At 61.7% G+C, this 17,147-nt stretch carries 16 protein-coding genes; 7 read left to right on the top strand and 9 right to left on the bottom strand.

Annotated elements, in window-relative coordinates; all coding sequences use genetic code 11:
- The first annotated feature begins 70 nt into the window (after positions 1–70).
- The 3 genes from AADW23_RS18645 to AADW23_RS18635 all read left to right on the top strand — a co-directional run bounded on the left by AADW23_RS18645 (position 71) and on the right by AADW23_RS18635 (position 3,063).
- Positions 71–826 (top strand): SDR family oxidoreductase, encoded by a 756-nt coding sequence (locus AADW23_RS18645; RefSeq protein WP_341862447.1) that lies wholly within the window; start codon positions 71–73, stop codon positions 824–826.
- Entirely contained in the window at positions 823–1,863 is a 1,041-nt protein-coding gene (locus AADW23_RS18640) for a LacI family DNA-binding transcriptional regulator (RefSeq protein ID WP_341862446.1), read from the top strand. Before AADW23_RS18645 ends, AADW23_RS18640 begins: the two co-directional genes overlap by 4 nt.
- A gap of 171 nt (positions 1,864–2,034) precedes the next feature.
- Complete coding sequence (locus AADW23_RS18635; RefSeq protein WP_341862445.1) at positions 2,035–3,063, top strand: hypothetical protein; 1,029 nt, start codon at positions 2,035–2,037, stop codon at positions 3,061–3,063.
- Positions 3,064–3,136: 73 nt separating this feature from the next.
- On the opposite strand, the gene AADW23_RS18630 is transcribed toward AADW23_RS18635, so the two are convergent.
- Together AADW23_RS18630 and phaZ are read right to left on the bottom strand one after the other, a co-directional pair.
- Positions 3,137–3,700 (bottom strand): DUF6151 family protein, encoded by a 564-nt coding sequence (locus AADW23_RS18630; protein ID WP_341862444.1) that lies wholly within the window; start codon positions 3,698–3,700, stop codon positions 3,137–3,139.
- A complete protein-coding gene (gene phaZ, locus AADW23_RS18625; protein ID WP_341862443.1) occupies positions 3,697–4,977 on the bottom strand; it encodes a polyhydroxyalkanoate depolymerase in 1,281 nt (426 codons plus the stop codon). Before phaZ ends, AADW23_RS18630 begins: the two co-directional genes overlap by 4 nt.
- A gap of 131 nt (positions 4,978–5,108) precedes the next feature.
- On the opposite strand from phaZ, the gene phaC reads away from it, so the two are divergent.
- From phaC to AADW23_RS18605, 4 genes are all read left to right on the top strand, one after another.
- Entirely contained in the window at positions 5,109–6,935 is a 1,827-nt protein-coding gene (gene phaC, locus AADW23_RS18620; protein ID WP_341862442.1) for a class I poly(R)-hydroxyalkanoic acid synthase, read from the top strand.
- A gap of 133 nt (positions 6,936–7,068) precedes the next feature.
- On the top strand, positions 7,069–7,524 hold the full coding sequence (locus AADW23_RS18615) for a Phasin (protein ID WP_341862441.1): 456 nt from the start codon (positions 7,069–7,071) through the stop codon (positions 7,522–7,524).
- 243 nt (positions 7,525–7,767) lie between these two features.
- The gene (phaR, locus tag AADW23_RS18610) at positions 7,768–8,322 is read left to right on the top strand and encodes a polyhydroxyalkanoate synthesis repressor PhaR (protein ID WP_341862440.1); all 555 of its coding nucleotides are present in this window, start codon (positions 7,768–7,770) and stop codon (positions 8,320–8,322) included.
- Positions 8,323–8,327: 5 nt separating this feature from the next.
- Positions 8,328–8,633 (top strand): hypothetical protein, encoded by a 306-nt coding sequence (locus AADW23_RS18605; protein WP_341862439.1) that lies wholly within the window; start codon positions 8,328–8,330, stop codon positions 8,631–8,633.
- Between the two features lie 400 nt (positions 8,634–9,033).
- Here the strand turns inward: AADW23_RS18605 and AADW23_RS18600 are convergent, their stop codons facing one another.
- From AADW23_RS18600 to AADW23_RS18570, 7 genes are all read right to left on the bottom strand, one after another.
- Positions 9,034–10,395 (bottom strand): aminotransferase, encoded by a 1,362-nt coding sequence (locus tag AADW23_RS18600; protein WP_341862438.1) that lies wholly within the window; start codon positions 10,393–10,395, stop codon positions 9,034–9,036.
- Positions 10,396–10,605: 210 nt separating this feature from the next.
- A complete protein-coding gene (locus tag AADW23_RS18595; protein WP_341862437.1) occupies positions 10,606–11,817 on the bottom strand; it encodes an aminotransferase class I/II-fold pyridoxal phosphate-dependent enzyme in 1,212 nt (403 codons plus the stop codon).
- 105 nt (positions 11,818–11,922) lie between these two features.
- Positions 11,923–13,218, bottom strand: coding sequence for an FAD-binding oxidoreductase (locus AADW23_RS18590; RefSeq protein ID WP_341862436.1), 1,296 nt, complete (start codon positions 13,216–13,218; stop codon positions 11,923–11,925).
- Complete coding sequence (locus tag AADW23_RS18585; protein ID WP_341862434.1) at positions 13,215–13,526, bottom strand: hypothetical protein; 312 nt, start codon at positions 13,524–13,526, stop codon at positions 13,215–13,217. The genes AADW23_RS18590 and AADW23_RS18585 overlap by 4 nt, the downstream gene beginning before the upstream one ends.
- Entirely contained in the window at positions 13,519–14,880 is a 1,362-nt protein-coding gene (locus AADW23_RS18580) for a glutamine synthetase family protein (RefSeq protein ID WP_341862433.1), read from the bottom strand. Before AADW23_RS18580 ends, AADW23_RS18585 begins: the two co-directional genes overlap by 8 nt.
- Positions 14,877–15,578, bottom strand: a complete 702-nt coding sequence (locus tag AADW23_RS18575; protein WP_341862432.1) for a type 1 glutamine amidotransferase — start codon at positions 15,576–15,578, stop codon at positions 14,877–14,879. The genes AADW23_RS18580 and AADW23_RS18575 overlap by 4 nt, the downstream gene beginning before the upstream one ends.
- 143 nt (positions 15,579–15,721) lie before the next feature.
- Complete coding sequence (locus AADW23_RS18570; protein WP_341862431.1) at positions 15,722–17,074, bottom strand: glutamine synthetase family protein; 1,353 nt, start codon at positions 17,072–17,074, stop codon at positions 15,722–15,724.
- Positions 17,075–17,147 lie beyond the last annotated feature (73 nt).

The raw sequence follows: 17,147 nt of genomic DNA, 5'->3' as shown, positions 1-17,147 counted from the left end.
CCCCATGGCTAAGGGAGAAATTCCTTGGATATAAGCTCATGTTGAGCTGAGGGTTTTTGGAGGTTTTAAGATGACATTGCCGCAGACACCGTCGTTCTCGCTTGCCGGAAAGCGGGCCCTTGTTGCGGGGGGCTCGCGGGGGATTGGGCTTGGGTGCGCTGTGGCCTTGGCCGAGGCGGGGGCCCATGTGATTATCGCCGCCCGCGGGCAAGCGGCGGTGGATGGGGCTGTGGCCGAGATGACGGAAGCGGGGCTCTCGGCCGAGGGGGTGGTTCTGGACATCACGGACATCGACGCCATGGGCGCGGTGGTTGCGGGGATGGGGCGGTTGGATGTGCTGTGTAACTCTGCCGGGTTGGCGCGGCACGGCGCGGCGACGGAGACGACGCCGGAGGATTTCGATGCGGTGAGTAATGTCAACGTGCGGGCGGCGTACTTCCTTGCCCAGGCGGCGGCAGCGAAGATGGAGGGGGGCGGGTCGATCATTCAGGTGTCGAGCCAGATGGGCCATGTGGGGGGCATCGACAGGGCGGTGTATTGCGGTACGAAACATGCGGTTGAAGGGTTTACCAAGGCGATGGCGATTGAGTGGGGGCCGCGCAACATTCGCGTCAACACGCTGTGTCCTACGTTCATCCGCACCCCCCTGACCGCGGCGACTTTCGCCGACCCGGAGAAGCGCGCCTGGATCGAGAGCAAGATCAAACTGCCCCGCGTGGCCGAAGTGGAAGATATCATGGGCGCGGTCCTGTTCCTTGCATCGGAGGCGAGCGCCATGGTGACCGGCACCTCGATCCTGGTGGACGGCGGTTGGACCGCTGGATGACCGAGCAGAACGGGGGCACCGGTAAGGTCACCTCGACCGACGTGGCGCAGCGGGCCGGGGTGAGCCAATCGGCGGTCAGCCGGGTGTTCACCCCCGGGGCCAGCGTATCAAAAAAGATGGCCGCACGGGTGCATGAGGCGGCGGATGCGTTGGGCTATCGGCCCAACGTTTTGGCACGTTCCTTGATTACCGGGCGCTCCAGGATCATCGGGTTGGTGGTGGCCTATCTGGACAACCCCTTCTACCCCGATGCGCTGGAAAAGCTGAGCGCGGCCTTGCAGGAAAAGGGCTATCATATCCTGATTTTTCTGGCTGGAAACTCTCGGGATCACGTGGACGAGGTGGATGAGGTCGTCCAAAATCTGATGGATTATCAGGTGGATGGGATCATCACCGCCTCGATCAACTTGAGCGGAGAGCTGACCGATCGTTGCCGCGCCGCGGGCCTTCCGGTTCTGTTGTTCAACCGGGGCATCGAAGGCTCGGGGCTGAGCGCGGTGACCTCTGCCAATCGTGTCGGCGGTGCAATGGTGGCCGATGCCTTGCTGGACGCGGGACACCGACGGATCGCCACGATTTCCGGCTGGCTGGGGGCCTCTACCGGGCGTGACCGCCGCGATGGGTTCGTGGCGGCCTTGAAGGCTCGTGGCGCCGCTGTGCACGCGGAAGCGGACGGGATGTTCAAGCGCGAAATCGCGGCGGAGGCAGCGCGGACCATGATGGCAAGCGCGCAGCCCCCCGATGCGATCTTTGTGGGGAACGATCATATGGCGCTGGCCGTGATGGACACGTTGCGCTTCGAGATGGGCGTGGACGTTCCCGGTGAGGTGTCGATCATCGGCTATGATGACGTGCCCATGGCGGCGTGGCCGTCCTATAACCTCACCACATTGCGCCAGCCGGTGAACCGGATGGTGGAGGCCGCAGTCAGGACGCTGTTGGCAGAGATCGAAACCGGGCGCACGCCTGGCACGAGGGTTGAGATTGAGGGCGAATTGATCCGCCGCGCCTCGGCCCGGTTATCGCCTTTGGGTTGATGATCACTCGTGCACCACGGCACGATTGTTGAAACATAGCTCCCTTCGCGTCATTCTCCTTCTTGTGGTTTGGGTCATTCAAAAGTCGCAAGCATGGCCCGGATGCTGCCAAAGGAAAGTTAATGGGCCGTTACGCCGAGGCGGCCGGGGAACGGTGCAAGGGGTAACATCATGAAATCAGCCTTTCACGCTTTGGTGACCCTTTCTTTGGCGACGGCGCCCGTTGGTGCCGAGTCGTGGACACCGCTGACCTCGGATTCCGGGGCGATCCTGTTCGCCTATGCCCAAGTGGAGGGGCGAACCTTGGGCTTTGGCTGCACCGCACCGTCGCCCCAGGGGCTTGGGCTGATGGAGACGGGAAGCCACGAAAGTCACCTGACCGACCCGTTCGAGATACTTGTGGAGATCAGTGACTCCATAATCACGTGGGAGCCGCCCTACACCATTGAAGGCATTGTGCTTTCTGTCGACGATGTGGGCTACGGCCTGCCGCCGCTACAACTCAATGAACTACAAGGTTCTGCCGTTTATCTGCCAATGACGGATCAGATGGTCCTTGCCCTGTTCGAGGCGCAGCGGCTCGTCCTTAATCCGGGGCAGGGGGTGGCTTATGAATACCCCGTGGATGGGCTGACCCAAGCGCTGGACACGGCGTTTTCCTATTGCGTGGGGCGGTGGGTGGAGATGGGCAATCCCTTGCCTCCTGCGCTTGACCGATATCAGGGGGCAGGGCAGGTGGCGGGCGTCGCGATTGCGCCCGATCCGGTCATCGCGCCCGCCACACCGCCGCCCGATACGATCCCGCCGTTTATCGCAGAGGCTGCCGCAACGGGGTGCAGCGCCTCGGGCTACACGTTGGACGCGGCGGACCTGCGCATTGCCGACCTCGATGGTGACGGGACCGACGATTATTTGTTGCACCATGGCAGCGCGGGTTGCGTGGACGGGATGAACGGATGGTGCGGCGCGGCCAACTGCTCGATTGATGCGTTCCTGTCCTCTCAAGATTTCGCGCGGAGAGAGGCGTTTCTGGGCACAAACGCGGGCCTTGTTCCCATGGCCGATGGCCGGACGGGCGTGCAGATTTCGGGCACGTTCTCCCTGTGCGGAGAAACCGGACTGTGTCCGGGGCCGCAGGTCTGGGATGGAGACAGCTTCGCACTCGCAGCAGACACAACGCCGTCCGGGCAGACGGATTGATGTGCGAATTATCCTAGGTTTCTGGGGGTAACTCAGGGGATAACGCTGTGAGCAAATCGCGAAAGCGATAGGTTCAGCCGCGCCCCGCATCGCGCGGCAGAAGCTCGGGCGTCGCCACGGGCTGCCCCGTGCTCACATCGAAAAACGGCGTGTCGCGCCAACGCCCCGACACAAACGCCGCCACGCTGCGCGACATCAACGCCATGATCGCGGGCATCAACCGCGTGTGCTTCACCCCGCCCCCGGGCTGTGCGACGAACGCATGGGTGCGAACCCGGCCGAGGGCGCTTGGGTCAGCAAAGATCGTGTGAACGGGGCTGAAGAAAGCGAACTTGGGCGTGGTGGAGGAAACCCCCAACTGTGTGTTGCAGCACGCGGCATACCAGCGATACGGCCCCTTGGGCGACAAACGCGCGATGGCCAGATTGTCAGTGCCTGCGTCAATCTTGAAACGGTCCGGGGTGGTCTGAAAGACGCCCACACCTTCCTGTTGGGTCGCCTTCACGCCGAAGTGGCGCTGCGCCCTTGTGCAGCTTTCGCAATGGCAAATGGCGGGCGTGCCCGTTCCATGCGCCACTGCCAACGTCCCGTGAGTGGCCCCGCAACGGCAGGACCACGGCAGGGCGCTTGCGCTCATTTAGCGGCTTTTTTCGTGGCCGTCATTGGCACCACTTTCGGTGCTGGGGCCGCGTTGGTGTCGATGAAGTCTAGCACGAGGGGGCGGATATTATTGCGCCAGGACTTGCCCGCGAAAATACCGTAGTGGCCGGCCTCGGGCTCGATGTAGTTGGCCTTTTTCTCGTCCGGCAAACCGGTCAGCATATCCAGCGCGGCGACGCATTGGCCGGGGGCCGAGATGTCATCCTTGCCGCCTTCAACCGTTTTCACGGCGACCGAGGTGATCTTGCCGATATCCACCGGCTTGCCATCCACCACGAAGGTGTTCTTGGCGATCTCGCGGTTCTTGAAGATGCGTTCCACCGTCGTCAGGTAGAACTCTGCGGTCATGTCCATCACGGCGAGGTATTCGTCGTAGAAAGCGTTGTGCTTGTCGTGGTCGCCGGCCTCGCCCTTGGACACGGCAACGATCTGGTTGGCGAACGCCTTGGCGTGGTTCTCGGCGTTCATCGCCATGAAGCTGGAAAGCTGCTGGATGCCCGGATAGACCATCCGTCCTGCGCCCGCGTATTTGAAGCCGACGCGCTGGACGACGAACTTTTCCAACTGGCCCATCGTCACCCGGCGGCCAAAGTCGGTCACGTCGGTTGCGGCGGCGTCAGGGTCAATCGGCCCGCCGATCAGCGTCAGGGTTCGGGGCTGCGCCTTGGGGTCTTCCTCGGCCAGATAGGCCGTGGCGGCCAGCGCCAGTGGCGCCGGCTGACAAACCGCGATCACATTGGTTTCGGGACCCATCTCGCGCATGAAATCAACAAGGTAGAGGGTGTAATCCTCAATATCGAACTTGCCCTCGCTAACCGGAATATCGCGCGCATTGTGCCAATCCGTGATGTAGACATCGGCATCGGGCAGCAGCGAGATCACCGTTTTGCGCAGCAGCGTGGCGTAGTGGCCCGACATCGGTGCCACGAGCAGGATCTTGCGGCCTGTGGGCTCTCGGCCCTGCACGTCGAAGCGGATCAGGTCGCCGAAGGGGCGTTTCACCACGGGCTCGATCGAGACAATGTGGTCGCGACCGTCTTTGCCGGGGATCGAGGAGATGCCCCAATCGGGCTTGGCTGCCATACGCTCAAAACTGCGCTCTGTGACTTCGCCCCAAGCGGCGGTCAGCTGAATGAAGGGGTTCGCGGCAAGGCCAAGCTGCGGGTAGCTGCACAGCGCCCGGGCCGACGCGCCCATCCACTGATTTGTGACGCGCATCGATTCCATTAGGTCATAGGTGAGTAGCTGTCGCATAGTAACTCCAAGCGTCCGGTGCAGATGATCTGCATACAAGCCGGATCATTTCGTCACGTGGACCGCCTCACCCTGGTCCCCGTATAATTATGGTCATTATGCAGATGCAGCATCGGGACGGGGAAATCAAGGTGTCACAGAAAACAGAAAATGACGGCGCAACAAAAGACACAGCCCCAGATGGTGCCGAAGCGCTGGAGAAGTTGAACGCAAATCTGGCCAAGGTTGAAGCCCTCTCCACACGTCTTGTGGCTGCCATGGGCCAGCGGACACCGTCCGATCAGGGGCTTTCGGGGCCAAGCCAGGACCTCTACCTGAAAGCCGGTGCCGCCTATTGGACCGAAGCCATTGCCAACCCCGGCAAGCTGCTGGAGCAACAGGCGATGTATTGGGGCCAGGCGATGGCTCAATACATGGAAATGCGCGACGCGCTGGCCGCGGGGCAGATGCCTGTGATCGCCGACAGCGACCTGCCCGATGACAAGCGCTTCGCGAACCCGCTTTGGAAAACGCACCCCTATTTCAACTTCGTGCGCCACCAATATGTCTTGGGCTCCGACGCGATCCGCAAGGCGGTGACGGAACTTGAAGGACTCGATAGCAAAGACAAGCAGCGGGTCGAGTTCTTCGCCTCTCAGGTGATCGAATTGTTCTCCCCCACCAACTACTTCGCGACCAACCCCGATGCCCTGGAAAAGGCGGTGGAGACCGAGGGCGAAAGCCTTGTTCAGGGTCTCGAAAACCTCGTTCGGGATTTTGAAGCCCATGGCGGAGAGCTGCTTCCAACCCTCGCCGATCCCGATGCCTTTGAAGTGGGCGTGAACATTGGCACCTGCGAAGGCTCGGTCGTTTATCGCAACCGGATGCTGGAGCTTATCCAATACGCTCCGACGACCGAAAAAGTGCATAAAATCCCGCTCATTATTTTCCCCCCGTGGATCAACAAATTCTACGTGCTGGACCTGAAGCCGCAGAACAGCCTGATCAAATGGGCGGTGGATCAGGGCTACACCCTGTTCGTAGCGAGCTGGAAGAACCCCGACGAAACCTATGCTGATGTGGGCCTGCAAGATTACGTCGAAGACGGCTATCTTGCGGCGATCGAACAGGTGAAAGAGATCACCGGCGAGAAACAGGTAAACGCCGTGGGCTACTGCATCGCCGGCACGACCCTGAACTTGACCCTTGGCCTGATGAAGAAGCGCGGCGACAAGTCGATCAAATCGGCCACCTTCTTCACCACGCTGACCGACTTCTCGGTGCAGGGGGAATTCACTCCGTTCCTGCAAGACGATTTCGTCGACGCCATTGAACGGCAGATCGCTCAGGATGGTGTCCTGAGCAGCTATTTCATGTCCAAGACGATGTCGTTCCTGCGCTCCAAGGACCTGATCTACGGCCCCGCCGTGCGCAGCTACATGATGGGCGAAACGCCCCCGGCCTTTGATCTGCTCTACTGGAACGGCGACAGCACCAACCTGCCCGGCAAGATGGCAAAGGAATATCTCCGCGGGTTGTGCCAAAGCAATGCGCTGGCCACGGACGGGTTTGAGCTTGGCGGTGAAACCCTGTCCCTGAAGGACGTGACCGTGCCAGTCTGCGCGATTGCCTGCAAAACGGACCATATCGCCCCTTGGGTGGATTGCTTCCGCGGCGTAACCAAGATGGGGTCGAAGGACAAAACCTTCATCGTCTCGGAATCCGGCCACATCGCAGGCATCGTGAACCCGCCCTCCAAAAAGAAATACGGCCACTTCACCAACCCCAAGGTCTCGGGCGAGGCGGCGGATTGGCTGGAGGCCGCGGACTTCAACGAGGGGTCTTGGTGGCCGCAGTGGGATTCGTGGCTGAAACCACGCTCCGGAGCGCAAATTGCTGCACGTGCACCCGGAGATAATGGGCGGGAAATTCTGGCTCCAGCCCCCGGGTCTTACGTAAAAGAAGGCAAAAAGCTCTGATTTCAATCAGTTTTTTTGGCTTAACCCTGGGTTATGCTGCGCTGCAGAATAAAGGTTGACTTTCTGCAGTGCAGCATACATATATTCTCCATATTCAAACACCCGGCACGGGTACTCAAATCGGAGAATTCCAATGGCTAAAACTGCAACAACCCCCGACTTCTCGAAGTACATGACCGAAATGATGGCGTCTTTCCCTGTAGACATGTCCTCCATTTCCGACTCGTTCAAAACTCAGGCCGCCGTGTCCGAGAAAATGTCCAAAGTCGCTCTGGAAGCTGCTGAGAAATCCACCGAGGTTTCTTCCAAGTGGACAAAAGACACCATCGCCAAAATCGGTGACGTCACAGCCGTCAAGGACCAGCCTGCTGACTACACCAAATCCATGACTGACTTCGCCTCCGCTCAAGCTGAAATGGCTTCCGAGTCCATGGCCGCTTTCGCTGAGATCGCGAAAAAAGTTCAGATGGAAACAGTTGAGCTGATGATGGCAGCTGGCAAAGAAGCTTCCGAAGAAGCAACTGCCGCCGTCAAGAAAGCAACTGCTGACGTGACGACTGCTGCCAAGAAAGCCGCAACCGCCAAGTAAGCGGCCCCTTCGCGCCATCCTCCCAGGCGCGAACGGCTTTCACATAGGCGATAAAGGGTCCTCCCCCCTTATATATCGCTGAACCGGATAAGGCGGACCCGCATGCGCAGGTCCGCCTTTTCTGACTCTCGCGTGCTGTTTTAAATCTTATGAAAGAATGCGCCACAAAATGGCCCGTTTGCATTCTCAGATAAGGAGCGTAGGCTGCGAATGCTGCACCGCAATACCAGAGGAGGGCCAGCCATGACCAACACACCCGAGCCGCTTCTCATCAAGCGCTACGCCAGCCGGAGGCTCTATAACACGGAAACCTCTGACTATGTGACGCTGGAAGACATTGCAGGCTTCATCCGTGATGGCCGCGAGGTGAAAATCGTGGACCTCAAGTCCGGCGACGACCTGACCCGCCAATACCTTCTGCAAATCGTGGCCGACCACGAATCGCGCGGGGAATCGGTGCTGCCAATCTCGGTGCTGACCGATCTGGTGCGCAGCTACACCACCCAAGCCCATTCCGTGGTGCCCGAGTTCCTCGCCTCGTCCTTCGAGATGCTGAAAGAGGGGCAATCGACCATCATGGACAATATGGCGGCGATCAATCCCATGGCCGCGATGCCCGGTTTCGACGCCATGCGCGCGCAGCAAGAAGCGTTCTTCAACGCCATGTCCGGCGCCGCCACAGGCGGGTCAGGGCAAAGCGCTCCACCCGCTGCGTCCGACGACGCCACCCCCTCGGAAGAGTTGGATGCCATCAAACGCCAACTCGCCGAATTACAAAGCAAACTCAGCAAGTTGTGACCCCCTTGATTCGTATTACCCTCTCCGTCCTCGTGGTCTCGACCACGGCGTCCTGCTCGATCCTCGCGCCGATTTTCGGGCTCGACAGCCCCCCTGACGATCTCAGCACCTATGACGCCGCGATGGCCGATTTCTCCCTGTGCGAAACCGCGCCAAACCCCGCCGACCGTGCCGCCGCAGGCGCGCGTTTGGCTGCGGCGGCAAACACCATGACCGCCGTGGTGCAGCCCACCAATCCAGATCATTTCTACGAGATGGACCGCGTCGTGGCGGCAAACGCCCGGTGTCAGGAAGCCCTCCTGGCACGCTGATGCCGGGCCGCGTGCCACTGCGCCTTTTGCAACCGCATCCGCACCCATTCCGTCGGCCCGGCCCCGAGATCCAAGTCCCGGCTGTCCTCTGGCCCGGGCCCAAGCTTGGCCATCGCCTTCTCGGAAAAAGACACCGCCTCCCGCCGACAGTATTCCGTCAAACTAGGGCTCAAAAACCCGTGCCCGATACCGGTATGTCTCCGGATGTCCGGCCCAAATGCCGGGGTCGCTGGCCGCTTCCGCCAACGCCTTGTGATCCGCGCAAGCCAAAGGGCTGACAGACACTCGGTCGCCCGCAAGCTCACCTACCGAAAATCCACTCGGCAACGCCCGAATATCCATCGCGCCGCCTCCCTTCACCTTTTCATAAATATCGACTCCCGCACCCTCAACCAGCACCTCACGTGATCTCGGAGAATACCTGCTGCAACGCAGCGTCGAGCTTTTCAAACATCTCGTCCATCTGCCCATCCGTCAGCGTAAACGCCGGGCACAACACCACCGCTTGTCCCAAGGGACGACAGATCAACCCGTGATCCGTGCAGGCATTTGCAATCCGCTCCGAGACGCTCAAATGGCCTTCAAACGGAATCTTGCCCTCTCGCACCGCCTCCAACGCCCACATGTATCCCACGCCGCGCAACTCTCCGATGTTGGGGTGCTTGGCGATGTCTCGAAGGCCAGCCTCCATCCGGCCCGTGCCCGCGCGCACCATGTCCAGGAGGCCCTCCTCAAGCACGACGTCGATGGCCTTCAACGCCACTGCACAGCCCACCGGATGGCCGCTGGCGGTGAACCCGTGCGGGAACTCCTCAATCGGATCAATGGCGGCCAGCAAACGGTCCGCCATCCGCGGCCCAAGCATCACCGCGCCCATGGGAAAATACCCGGCGGTCAGAGCCTTAGAGGAGATGATGACATCCGGCACAAAGTCATAGGTCTCGCACCCCCACGTATTGCCCGTTCGGCCGAACCCGCAGATAACCTCGTCAGAGATCAAGGGAATGTCATGCTTCTCAAGCACCGCCTGCATAGCTTGGAAATAGCCTTCCGGCGGCGGGATCACACCGCCCGCACCCAGAACCGGCTCGGCAAAGAAACCGGCGATGGTGTCCGCGCCTTCGCGCGCGATCACATCCTCCAACTCACGGGCAAGACGGGCGGTAAAGGCGGCCTCAGTCTCCCCCTCAGCGCCCTCACGCCAATAATGTGGACAGGTCAGATGAATGAACCCGTCCATCGGTAGGCCAAACACCTCATTGTAGGGCTTCGCCGTCATCGAGGCCGCGACCGCCGTTACCCCATGGTACCCGTTGCCCCGTGTCAGGATTTTCCGCTTCTGCGGCGTTCCTTCTGCGCGACCCATGAACCACAGCATCTTGACCATGGTGTCATTGGCCTCAGATCCCGAGTTGGTGTAAAATACCTTGCCCCGGTCCCAAGGGCTGACATCGATAAGCCGCTCCGATAGCGCGACGGTCTGATCTGACATCCGGCCAAAAAAGGCATGGTAGCCGGGGAAGCGATCATACTGCGCCTTGGCGGCCTCGGCTAAACCTTTGTGATCAAATCCGGCCACCATGTTCCACAGGCCGGAATTGCTATCGAGGTACTTTTTGCCATTGGTGTCATAGATATACGGACCCTCGCCATGGGTCACGACCACCGTGCCACGGTCTCGGATCGAAGGCAGATCAGTGAAGCCGTAAAGCGAATATTCCTCGGCACGGGCTTCCCAGGAGTTGGGGGGATTTGTCGTCATGTCGAACACTCTCAAACAAGGTTGCCCGAAGGTACGCCTGCGCCGCGCCTCCCTCAATAGGGATTATCGAGACGGCGCATTATCTCACCCGCCGCCCTTCTCTCCCGTCCGGCATCAGGGTTTTGCAAAACCCTGAACAGAGCCTTGCAAGGCTCTGTCCAACGCCCTTGCAAGGGCGTTCGCAAATCTTTTGCAAAAGATTTGTGCGGCTCACGTGCCGTAGGCGCGAGCGGTGCCTTTGACGTCTTCGGCGGCGGACAGGAGCGCCCCGATGATGTGGTCGAGGTCTGCTTTTTGCAGCCTCGCGGGCAAACGGGCGTCACAGGCGCGCATCAGCATCGCTCGGGTTTGGGGCAGCTCGGGCAGGTCCCCGGGGATAAATTGCCAGTTCCAGAAGGCCCGTGCGTTGTCCGTGCTCAGGCCGAAGATCTGCACCTTCACGCCCCTTGCGGCGGCGGCGTCCGCGAAGGCGCGGGCCTCGGCGTCGCTGTCAAAGCCTTGCAGGTTGAACTGGATTGAATCCGGTGCGCGCTCTTCCGGGCCAAGGGGGTCCGGCACATTCAGCCAATCCGAGGTGTTCAGCGCCGCAGCTACGTAGTCGTGGTTCTTGCGGCCGTCGCGTACCCGACGCGCCACTTCGGGCAATTGGGGCCGGATCACGGCTGCACTCAGGTTCTGCATCCGCAGGTTGTAGAGCGGCAGCTTGTTCTGCCAGCGGCCAAAGGCCTCTACCAGCGCAGTGTCATCGCCGTGCTTCGCCCAATTATGCTCATAGGCGCCCGACATGATCACGGCGCGCGCCACCAGATCTGCGTCGTCGGTGATCATGATCCCGCCTTCGCCCGCGTTAATCAATTTGTAGGACTGGAAGCTGAAGCAGCCAACCTTGCCGATCGTGCCGATCTTCTTGCCGTGCCACTCGGTTCCCAGGGAATGGGCCGCATCTTCGATCAGTGGCACGCCCGCCGCTTCACAGGCGGCCGAGATCGCGTCCATGTCCGAGGTATGGCCCCGCATGTGGCTGATCAGAACCGCTTGCACGCCGGGTAGTTTCTCCATGAAATCAACCATATCGACGCGGTAGTTGTCGGCCACTTCACACAGGACCGGCTGCAAGCCCGCGTGCACGATGGACGACGGGACGGCGGCAAAGGTGAACGCGGGGATCATTACCTTGGCGTCCTTGCCCAGATCCAGCGCCTCCAACGACAAGAACAGCGCGGCCGAACAGCTCGACACCGCCAGCGCGTATTTCGTGCCCATCATCGCGGCGAATTCACGCTCCAGCAGGGCTACGGGCGCGTCTTCGGGGGCGGTGTAGCGAAACAGGTCGCCGCTTTGCAGAAGACGGTCAATCTCGGCGCGGGCGGCCTCGGGGATCGGTTCGGCGTCGTAGACGTTCGGAGCGGACAGCGTGGACATATATTCACCATTTCAAAATGTGATATTTCGTTTTGCTTATATATGCAGAAGAACGGCACAGAAAAGCGACAACGTCGCCGTCAGCGGAAATTGTCCGGTTTTTGCCTAGAGGCCGATGCGATCGCGCAACGCAAACCACGACATGGCCAGCGTCAGGATCGGCGTGCGCAGGGCCGTACCCCCTGGAAACGCAGGGATTTTCAGGGTGTCGAACGTGGCCAAGCCGTCTTCTTGGCCCAGAACAGCCTCGGCCATTACCCGGCCCGCCATCCCGCTCAGCGCGACCCCGTGGCCGGAAAATCCGGCCCCAGACAGCACCTTGGAGCCGACGCGGGCCACATGGGGCAGGCGGCTTGGCGTTATTCCCAGCGATCCGCCCCACACGTAATCCACCTTCACGCCGGAGAGCTGCGGGAACAGTTGCGCCATCCGCGCAACGAGGGCCGTCTTAATGTCTTTGGGAAATCCGATGGAGTAGCTTTCCCGCCCGCCAAACAGGAACCGCCTCTCGTGGTCGAAGCGATAATAATTCACCACGAACTTGCTATCGGATACGGCGATGTCTCGGGCCATGACCTCGTGCCAGCGCTCGGGAAGCGGCTCGGTCGCGGCGATGAAGGAATTGATCGGCATGACCCTGCGGTTTACCTGCGGCAACAGGTTCGGCAGATAGCCATTGCCCGCGGCAATCACGTGGCCCGCATTGATGCGCCCGCGCGGCGTGGTCAGGCGCACCCGCGTCCCCTCTGTCACGCTCAGCACTTCGGTCCGCTCGAATATGACCGCGCCTGCGGCCTCGGCGGCGCGGGCCAAAGCCAAGGCATAGGCCAAAGGCTGCAAATGCCCGCCGCTTTCGTCCAAAGTGCCACCCACATAGGCGGGGGCTTTGACCAATTCTGCAAAGGCGTCACGGCCCATGACGTCGGTTTTCAGCCCGTAGTTCCGGGCCATATGATCGGCCTCCAGGCGGGCCTCTGCCAAAGACAGGGGGCTGTATTCGCCATGGGCCACGCCGGGGCGATAGTGGGTTTCCGGGGCCGTTTCGCAAAAAGCGCGGAGCTGGTCCTTGCCCGCTTCCGCCAAGTCCCACAGGGCGTGGGCGCGGTCCTTGCCCAAGCGGTCCTCCAACGCCCGTTGGCCCATGTTGAAGCCCGAATGCACCTGCCCGCCGTTGCGCCCAGAGGCGCCAAAACCCACGCGGTGCGCGTCCAGCACCACCACAGACCGCCCGGCTTTCGCCAAGGTCAACGCGGCCCACAACCCGGTGAAGCCCGCGCCGATCACCGCCACATCAACGCTGATTTCTCCGGTCAGGGGGGCGCGTTCCGGCGCACTGACGCCCGCTGCATAGACCGAAGGCGCGTGGCGTCCGGGGCGGTCGTTGCGATAAAGCGCGTTCATGGCGAGGGATCCTGCGGATGCAACGGGCAGGCCACGTAGATCGTTCGGCCTTCCACCATGGCGCGAAGGTTTTCCTGGGTCAGGCAGCCCGCATCCACCAGGTCCGCCACCGTTCGAGGCACAGGCACAGGCACAGGCGCGGGGGCGCGCGCAGGTCCGGGCGCGACCATTGGCGTGGCCGCAGACACGGCGTCGCCGCCCGCAAATATCGGCCCGTCCCAAAGGAAAGCCGCCAGAGCAACGCCGCTGCCCGCGATCAGGGCGGTCTCAAGCCACCAATCCTTGCTGCCGGGCGCGTGTCTAGACATTCAGCAACAAATGCTCCCGCTCCCAAGGGCTGATGACGTGCAGGAACTCGTTATATTCCAACTGCTTGACGCCGGAATAGACGCGGCAGAAGTCCTCTCCCAAGCATTGGCGCACGCCCAGGTTGGCCTCCAGCAGGCCCAGAGCGTCACCCAACCCGCGCGGCACACCGCTTTCGGCGGAATAGGCGTCGCCCTTGAATTCCTCGGACGGACCTTTGCCCTCCACCAAGCCCAGATAGCCTGTCGCAAGGCTGGCGGCGATACCCAGATAAGGGTTGCAATCCATCCCCGGAAGACGGTTTTCCACCCGCCGCGCCTCGGGGCCGGAGACCGGCACCCGCAGCCCTGTGGTCCGGTTGTCGCGCCCCCATTCGAGGTTAATTGGGGCGGCGAAATCAGGTACATAGCGGCGATAGCTGTTCACATAGGGCGCCAGAAGGGCGATCACGGCGGGCATGTTGCGTTGCATGCCGCCGATGAAATGCATGAAGGCGGGGGTCTCCGCGCCATCGGCGTCCGAGAAGATGTTTTGCCCCGTCGCCGCGTCCACGACCGAGTGGTGGATATGCATCGCGGACCCCGGCTCTCCGGCGATGGGTTTGGCCATGAAAGTCGCGTACATATCGTGCTTCAGCGCCGCTTCCCGGATCATCCGCTTGAAGTAGAACATCTCATCGGCGAGCTTGACCGGATCGCCGTGACGCAGGTTCAATTCGATCTGGCCTGCGCCGCCTTCTTGCAGGATGCCGTCAATCTCCAGCCCCATCGCCTCGGCGAAATCGTAAATATCATCAATGACTTGACCGTATTCATCCACGGCGGACATGGAATACGCCTGCCGCGCCGCCGCGCGTCTGCCAGAGCGGCCCATGGGCGGCACGATTTCCTGCGCCGGGTCGGTGTTGGGGGCGACGAGGTAGAATTCCATCTCGGGGGCAACAATCGGCTGCCAGCCCCGCGCGTTGTAGAGCTCCACCACCCGTTTCAGCACGTTGCGCGGCGCGAAAGAGACCGGGTCGCCCTGTTGGTCGTGGATGTCGTGGATCACCTGAAGCGTCCAATCGGCTGTCCAAGGGGCGGGCAGGGCGGTGTCAAAATCCGGGGTCAGGATCATGTCCGGCTCGGTGAAGCCATCGCCGACCTCATCGGCCCAATCCCCTGTAATGGTCTGGAAAAAGATCGAGTTGGGCAGGTAGAACTGGGTCTGGCGCGCAAATTTCGTACCCGGCATCGCCTTGCCCCGCGCCACGCCCGCAAGGTCCGAGACGATACATTCGACCTCATCCAGGGTGCGGCCCTCCAGGTAGGTGCGGGCGACATCGGGCAGTTTGGCGAGAAATTCGGCGGGAATCATTGGGAAAAGTCCCTTGGTTTTGTGGCGTCCGCCCCTTCTAGCACGTCGGCGAGCCAATCGGCGATCAGGCGGTTGTCGTTGGGCTCGGACAGCAGGGTTTTGGCGATGGCCAAACGGTCGGGTTCCACGGCGTCGCCTTTCAGGTCGATCAACGACTCGATGACCGAGTTGGCGAATTCCGGGTGCGGTTGTGTGGTCAGGATGCGCGGCCCGATGGCCACGATCGCGTTGGCGCAGAAGTCGGAAGAGGCATGGACCGTCGCCCCGTCGGGCAGCTGGGTGACTTGGTCCTGGTGCCAGGCGTTGAGGTTCAGGGTCTGGTCGCCGACCTTGTATTGAGTGCGGCCCACGGACCAACCCTCGGCGTATTTTTCCACCGTGCCGCCGAGCGCTTGGGCAATGATCTGGTGCCCGAAGCAGGACCCCACGAGAGGGATTTCCGCTTCACGGATCGCGCGGATCAGGTCCTCCAGCGGGGGGATCCAGGCGTGATCTTCATAAGCACCGTGTTTGGAGCCCGTCACCAGCCAAGCGTCGGCCGCTTCGGGGCCGGAGGGGAATTCTCCATCGACCACGGACCATAGCGTTTGGCTGAAGCCGCGGTGCGCAAAGAGCTTGCGGAACAGTGTGGCATAGGGGCCATCGGTGGAAGCGACTTCGGTGGGGACGTGTCCGGTTTGCAAGATGCCGAGGTGCATGGGGAAGCTCGTGTGGTTTGGAGTGGTGGGTGGATTGGTTGGCGACTTGGGGGCCAGCCCCCAAACGCAACCTTCATTGGGGGCCAGCCCCCAAACCCCCGGAGTTGTAAGGCCAAGATGAATGGGGGAGCGTTGCGTGAGGGTCAGACGGTGTCGAGGTAGAGCTCCTGTTGTTCTTCGGGGGAGAGGTCGGCCATGTATTTGAGTTCCTGGCGTTTGGTGGCGAGGAAGGTTTCGCGCAGTTCGGGGGCGAAGATGCGTTGAATCTCAGGGGATTGGTCGAAAGCTGTGATGGCATCGGCCCAGGTAAGGGGCAGTTGCGGCAGCTCGGCCGTGTAGGCGCTGCCTTGGATCGCAGGGGCGGGGGGGAGGCCTTGTTCGATCCCATCGAGGGCGGCGCCGAGGACGGCGGCGAGGAAGAGGTAGGGATTGATATCGCCGCCCGCGACGCGGTGTTCGATCCGGCGCGCTGAGGGGTTGCCCGCGGGGATACGCAGGGCGGTGGTCCGGTTCTCATAGGCCCAAGCGGCGGCGGTGGGGGCATGGGCACCGGGCACGAAGCGGTCGTAGCTGGTGGCATGGGGCGCAAAGATCAGCATGGAGCCGGGCATGGCGGCGAGGCAGCCGGCGATGGCGTGCTGCAGCGTGTCGGAGCCTTCAGCGCCGCCGTTGTCGAAGATGTTGTTCCCGTCGGCGTCGAGGACGCTGAAGTGCGTATGGAGGCCATTACCGGCGTAATCGGGGTAGGGTTTGGCCATGAAGCTGGCGGCAAACCCATGGGAGCGGGCGAGGCCCCGGGTCAGGACCTTGAACAGCCAAGCGTCGTCGGCGGCTTTCATCGCATCGGGCTGGTGGTCCATATTGATCTCGAACTGGCCGGGGCCGGCTTCGGAGATCATCGTGTCGGCGGGGATATCCATCGCCTCGCAAGCGTCATAGAGCGCGGTGAGGAAGGTGTCGAAGGCGTCGAGTTGGCGCAGGGCGAGGATCTCGGCCTGTTGGCGGCGGATGCCGGAGCGCGGCGAGGGCGGCACGCGGAGTTCGCGGCCCCGGTCGTCGATGATGTAGAACTCCAGCTCCGTGGCGACCACGGGGGTGAGGCCGCGCGCCTTGTAGCGGTCGACCACACGGGCCAGGGCGTGGCGAGGGTCGCCCATATAGGGGGTGCCGTCGTCGTGGAACATCCAGATCGGCAGGATCGCCGTAGGGGTTTCCAGCCAAGGGACGGGCACCAGGCCACGGGAGGTGGGGTAGAGGATGCCATCGGGGTCACCGGCCTCGAACACCAGGGGGCTGTCGTCGATGTCTTCGCCCCAGATATCGAGGTTAAGGACCGAATAGGGAAAGCGGGTACCGTCCTTGATCGCCTTGCCCGCGAAACGCCGGGCAACCCGTTTGCCACGGGCTTGGCCGTTCAGGTCAGAGGCGACCATACGGATGGATTTGATTTGCGGATTATCGTGAAGGAAGTCGGCCGGAGCCTGGGGAGCGGTCATGGGACACAGGGGGGTAAAGAGGGTTGAGATGCATGAGCCTTACGCCTGAGGCGGTGACCTCGCAAGTGCCGTT

This window comes from Gymnodinialimonas sp. 57CJ19 (assembly GCF_038396845.1).
Lineage (GTDB): Bacteria > Pseudomonadota > Alphaproteobacteria > Rhodobacterales > Rhodobacteraceae > Gymnodinialimonas.
Note: the sequence above shows the minus strand (reverse complement) of the source record. Positions and strands in the feature narration are given on the sequence as shown.

Bases quoted from the DNA above. Each gene is read 5' to 3' on its own strand.
- phaZ (WP_341862443.1), bottom strand. From the start codon at position 4,977: ATGCGACAGCTACTCACCTATGACCTAATGGAATCGATGCGCGTCACA.
- AADW23_RS18580 (WP_341862433.1), bottom strand. From the start codon at position 14,880: ATGATTCCCGCCGAATTTCTCGCCAAACTGCCCGATGTCGCCCGCACC.
- AADW23_RS18615 (WP_341862441.1), top strand. From the start codon at position 7,069: ATGGCTAAAACTGCAACAACCCCCGACTTCTCGAAGTACATGACCGAA.
- AADW23_RS18570 (WP_341862431.1), bottom strand. From the start codon at position 17,074: ATGACCGCTCCCCAGGCTCCGGCCGACTTCCTTCACGATAATCCGCAA.
- AADW23_RS18575 (WP_341862432.1), bottom strand. From the start codon at position 15,578: ATGCACCTCGGCATCTTGCAAACCGGACACGTCCCCACCGAAGTCGCT.
- AADW23_RS18595 (WP_341862437.1), bottom strand. From the start codon at position 11,817: ATGTCCACGCTGTCCGCTCCGAACGTCTACGACGCCGAACCGATCCCC.
- AADW23_RS18635 (WP_341862445.1), top strand. From the start codon at position 2,035: ATGAAATCAGCCTTTCACGCTTTGGTGACCCTTTCTTTGGCGACGGCG.
- AADW23_RS18590 (WP_341862436.1), bottom strand. From the start codon at position 13,218: ATGAACGCGCTTTATCGCAACGACCGCCCCGGACGCCACGCGCCTTCG.
- AADW23_RS18585 (WP_341862434.1), bottom strand. From the start codon at position 13,526: ATGTCTAGACACGCGCCCGGCAGCAAGGATTGGTGGCTTGAGACCGCC.
- AADW23_RS18600 (WP_341862438.1), bottom strand. From the start codon at position 10,395: ATGACGACAAATCCCCCCAACTCCTGGGAAGCCCGTGCCGAGGAATAT.
- AADW23_RS18630 (WP_341862444.1), bottom strand. From the start codon at position 3,700: ATGAGCGCAAGCGCCCTGCCGTGGTCCTGCCGTTGCGGGGCCACTCAC.
- phaR (WP_341862440.1), top strand. From the start codon at position 7,768: ATGACCAACACACCCGAGCCGCTTCTCATCAAGCGCTACGCCAGCCGG.
- AADW23_RS18645 (WP_341862447.1), top strand. From the start codon at position 71: ATGACATTGCCGCAGACACCGTCGTTCTCGCTTGCCGGAAAGCGGGCC.
- AADW23_RS18640 (WP_341862446.1), top strand. From the start codon at position 823: ATGACCGAGCAGAACGGGGGCACCGGTAAGGTCACCTCGACCGACGTG.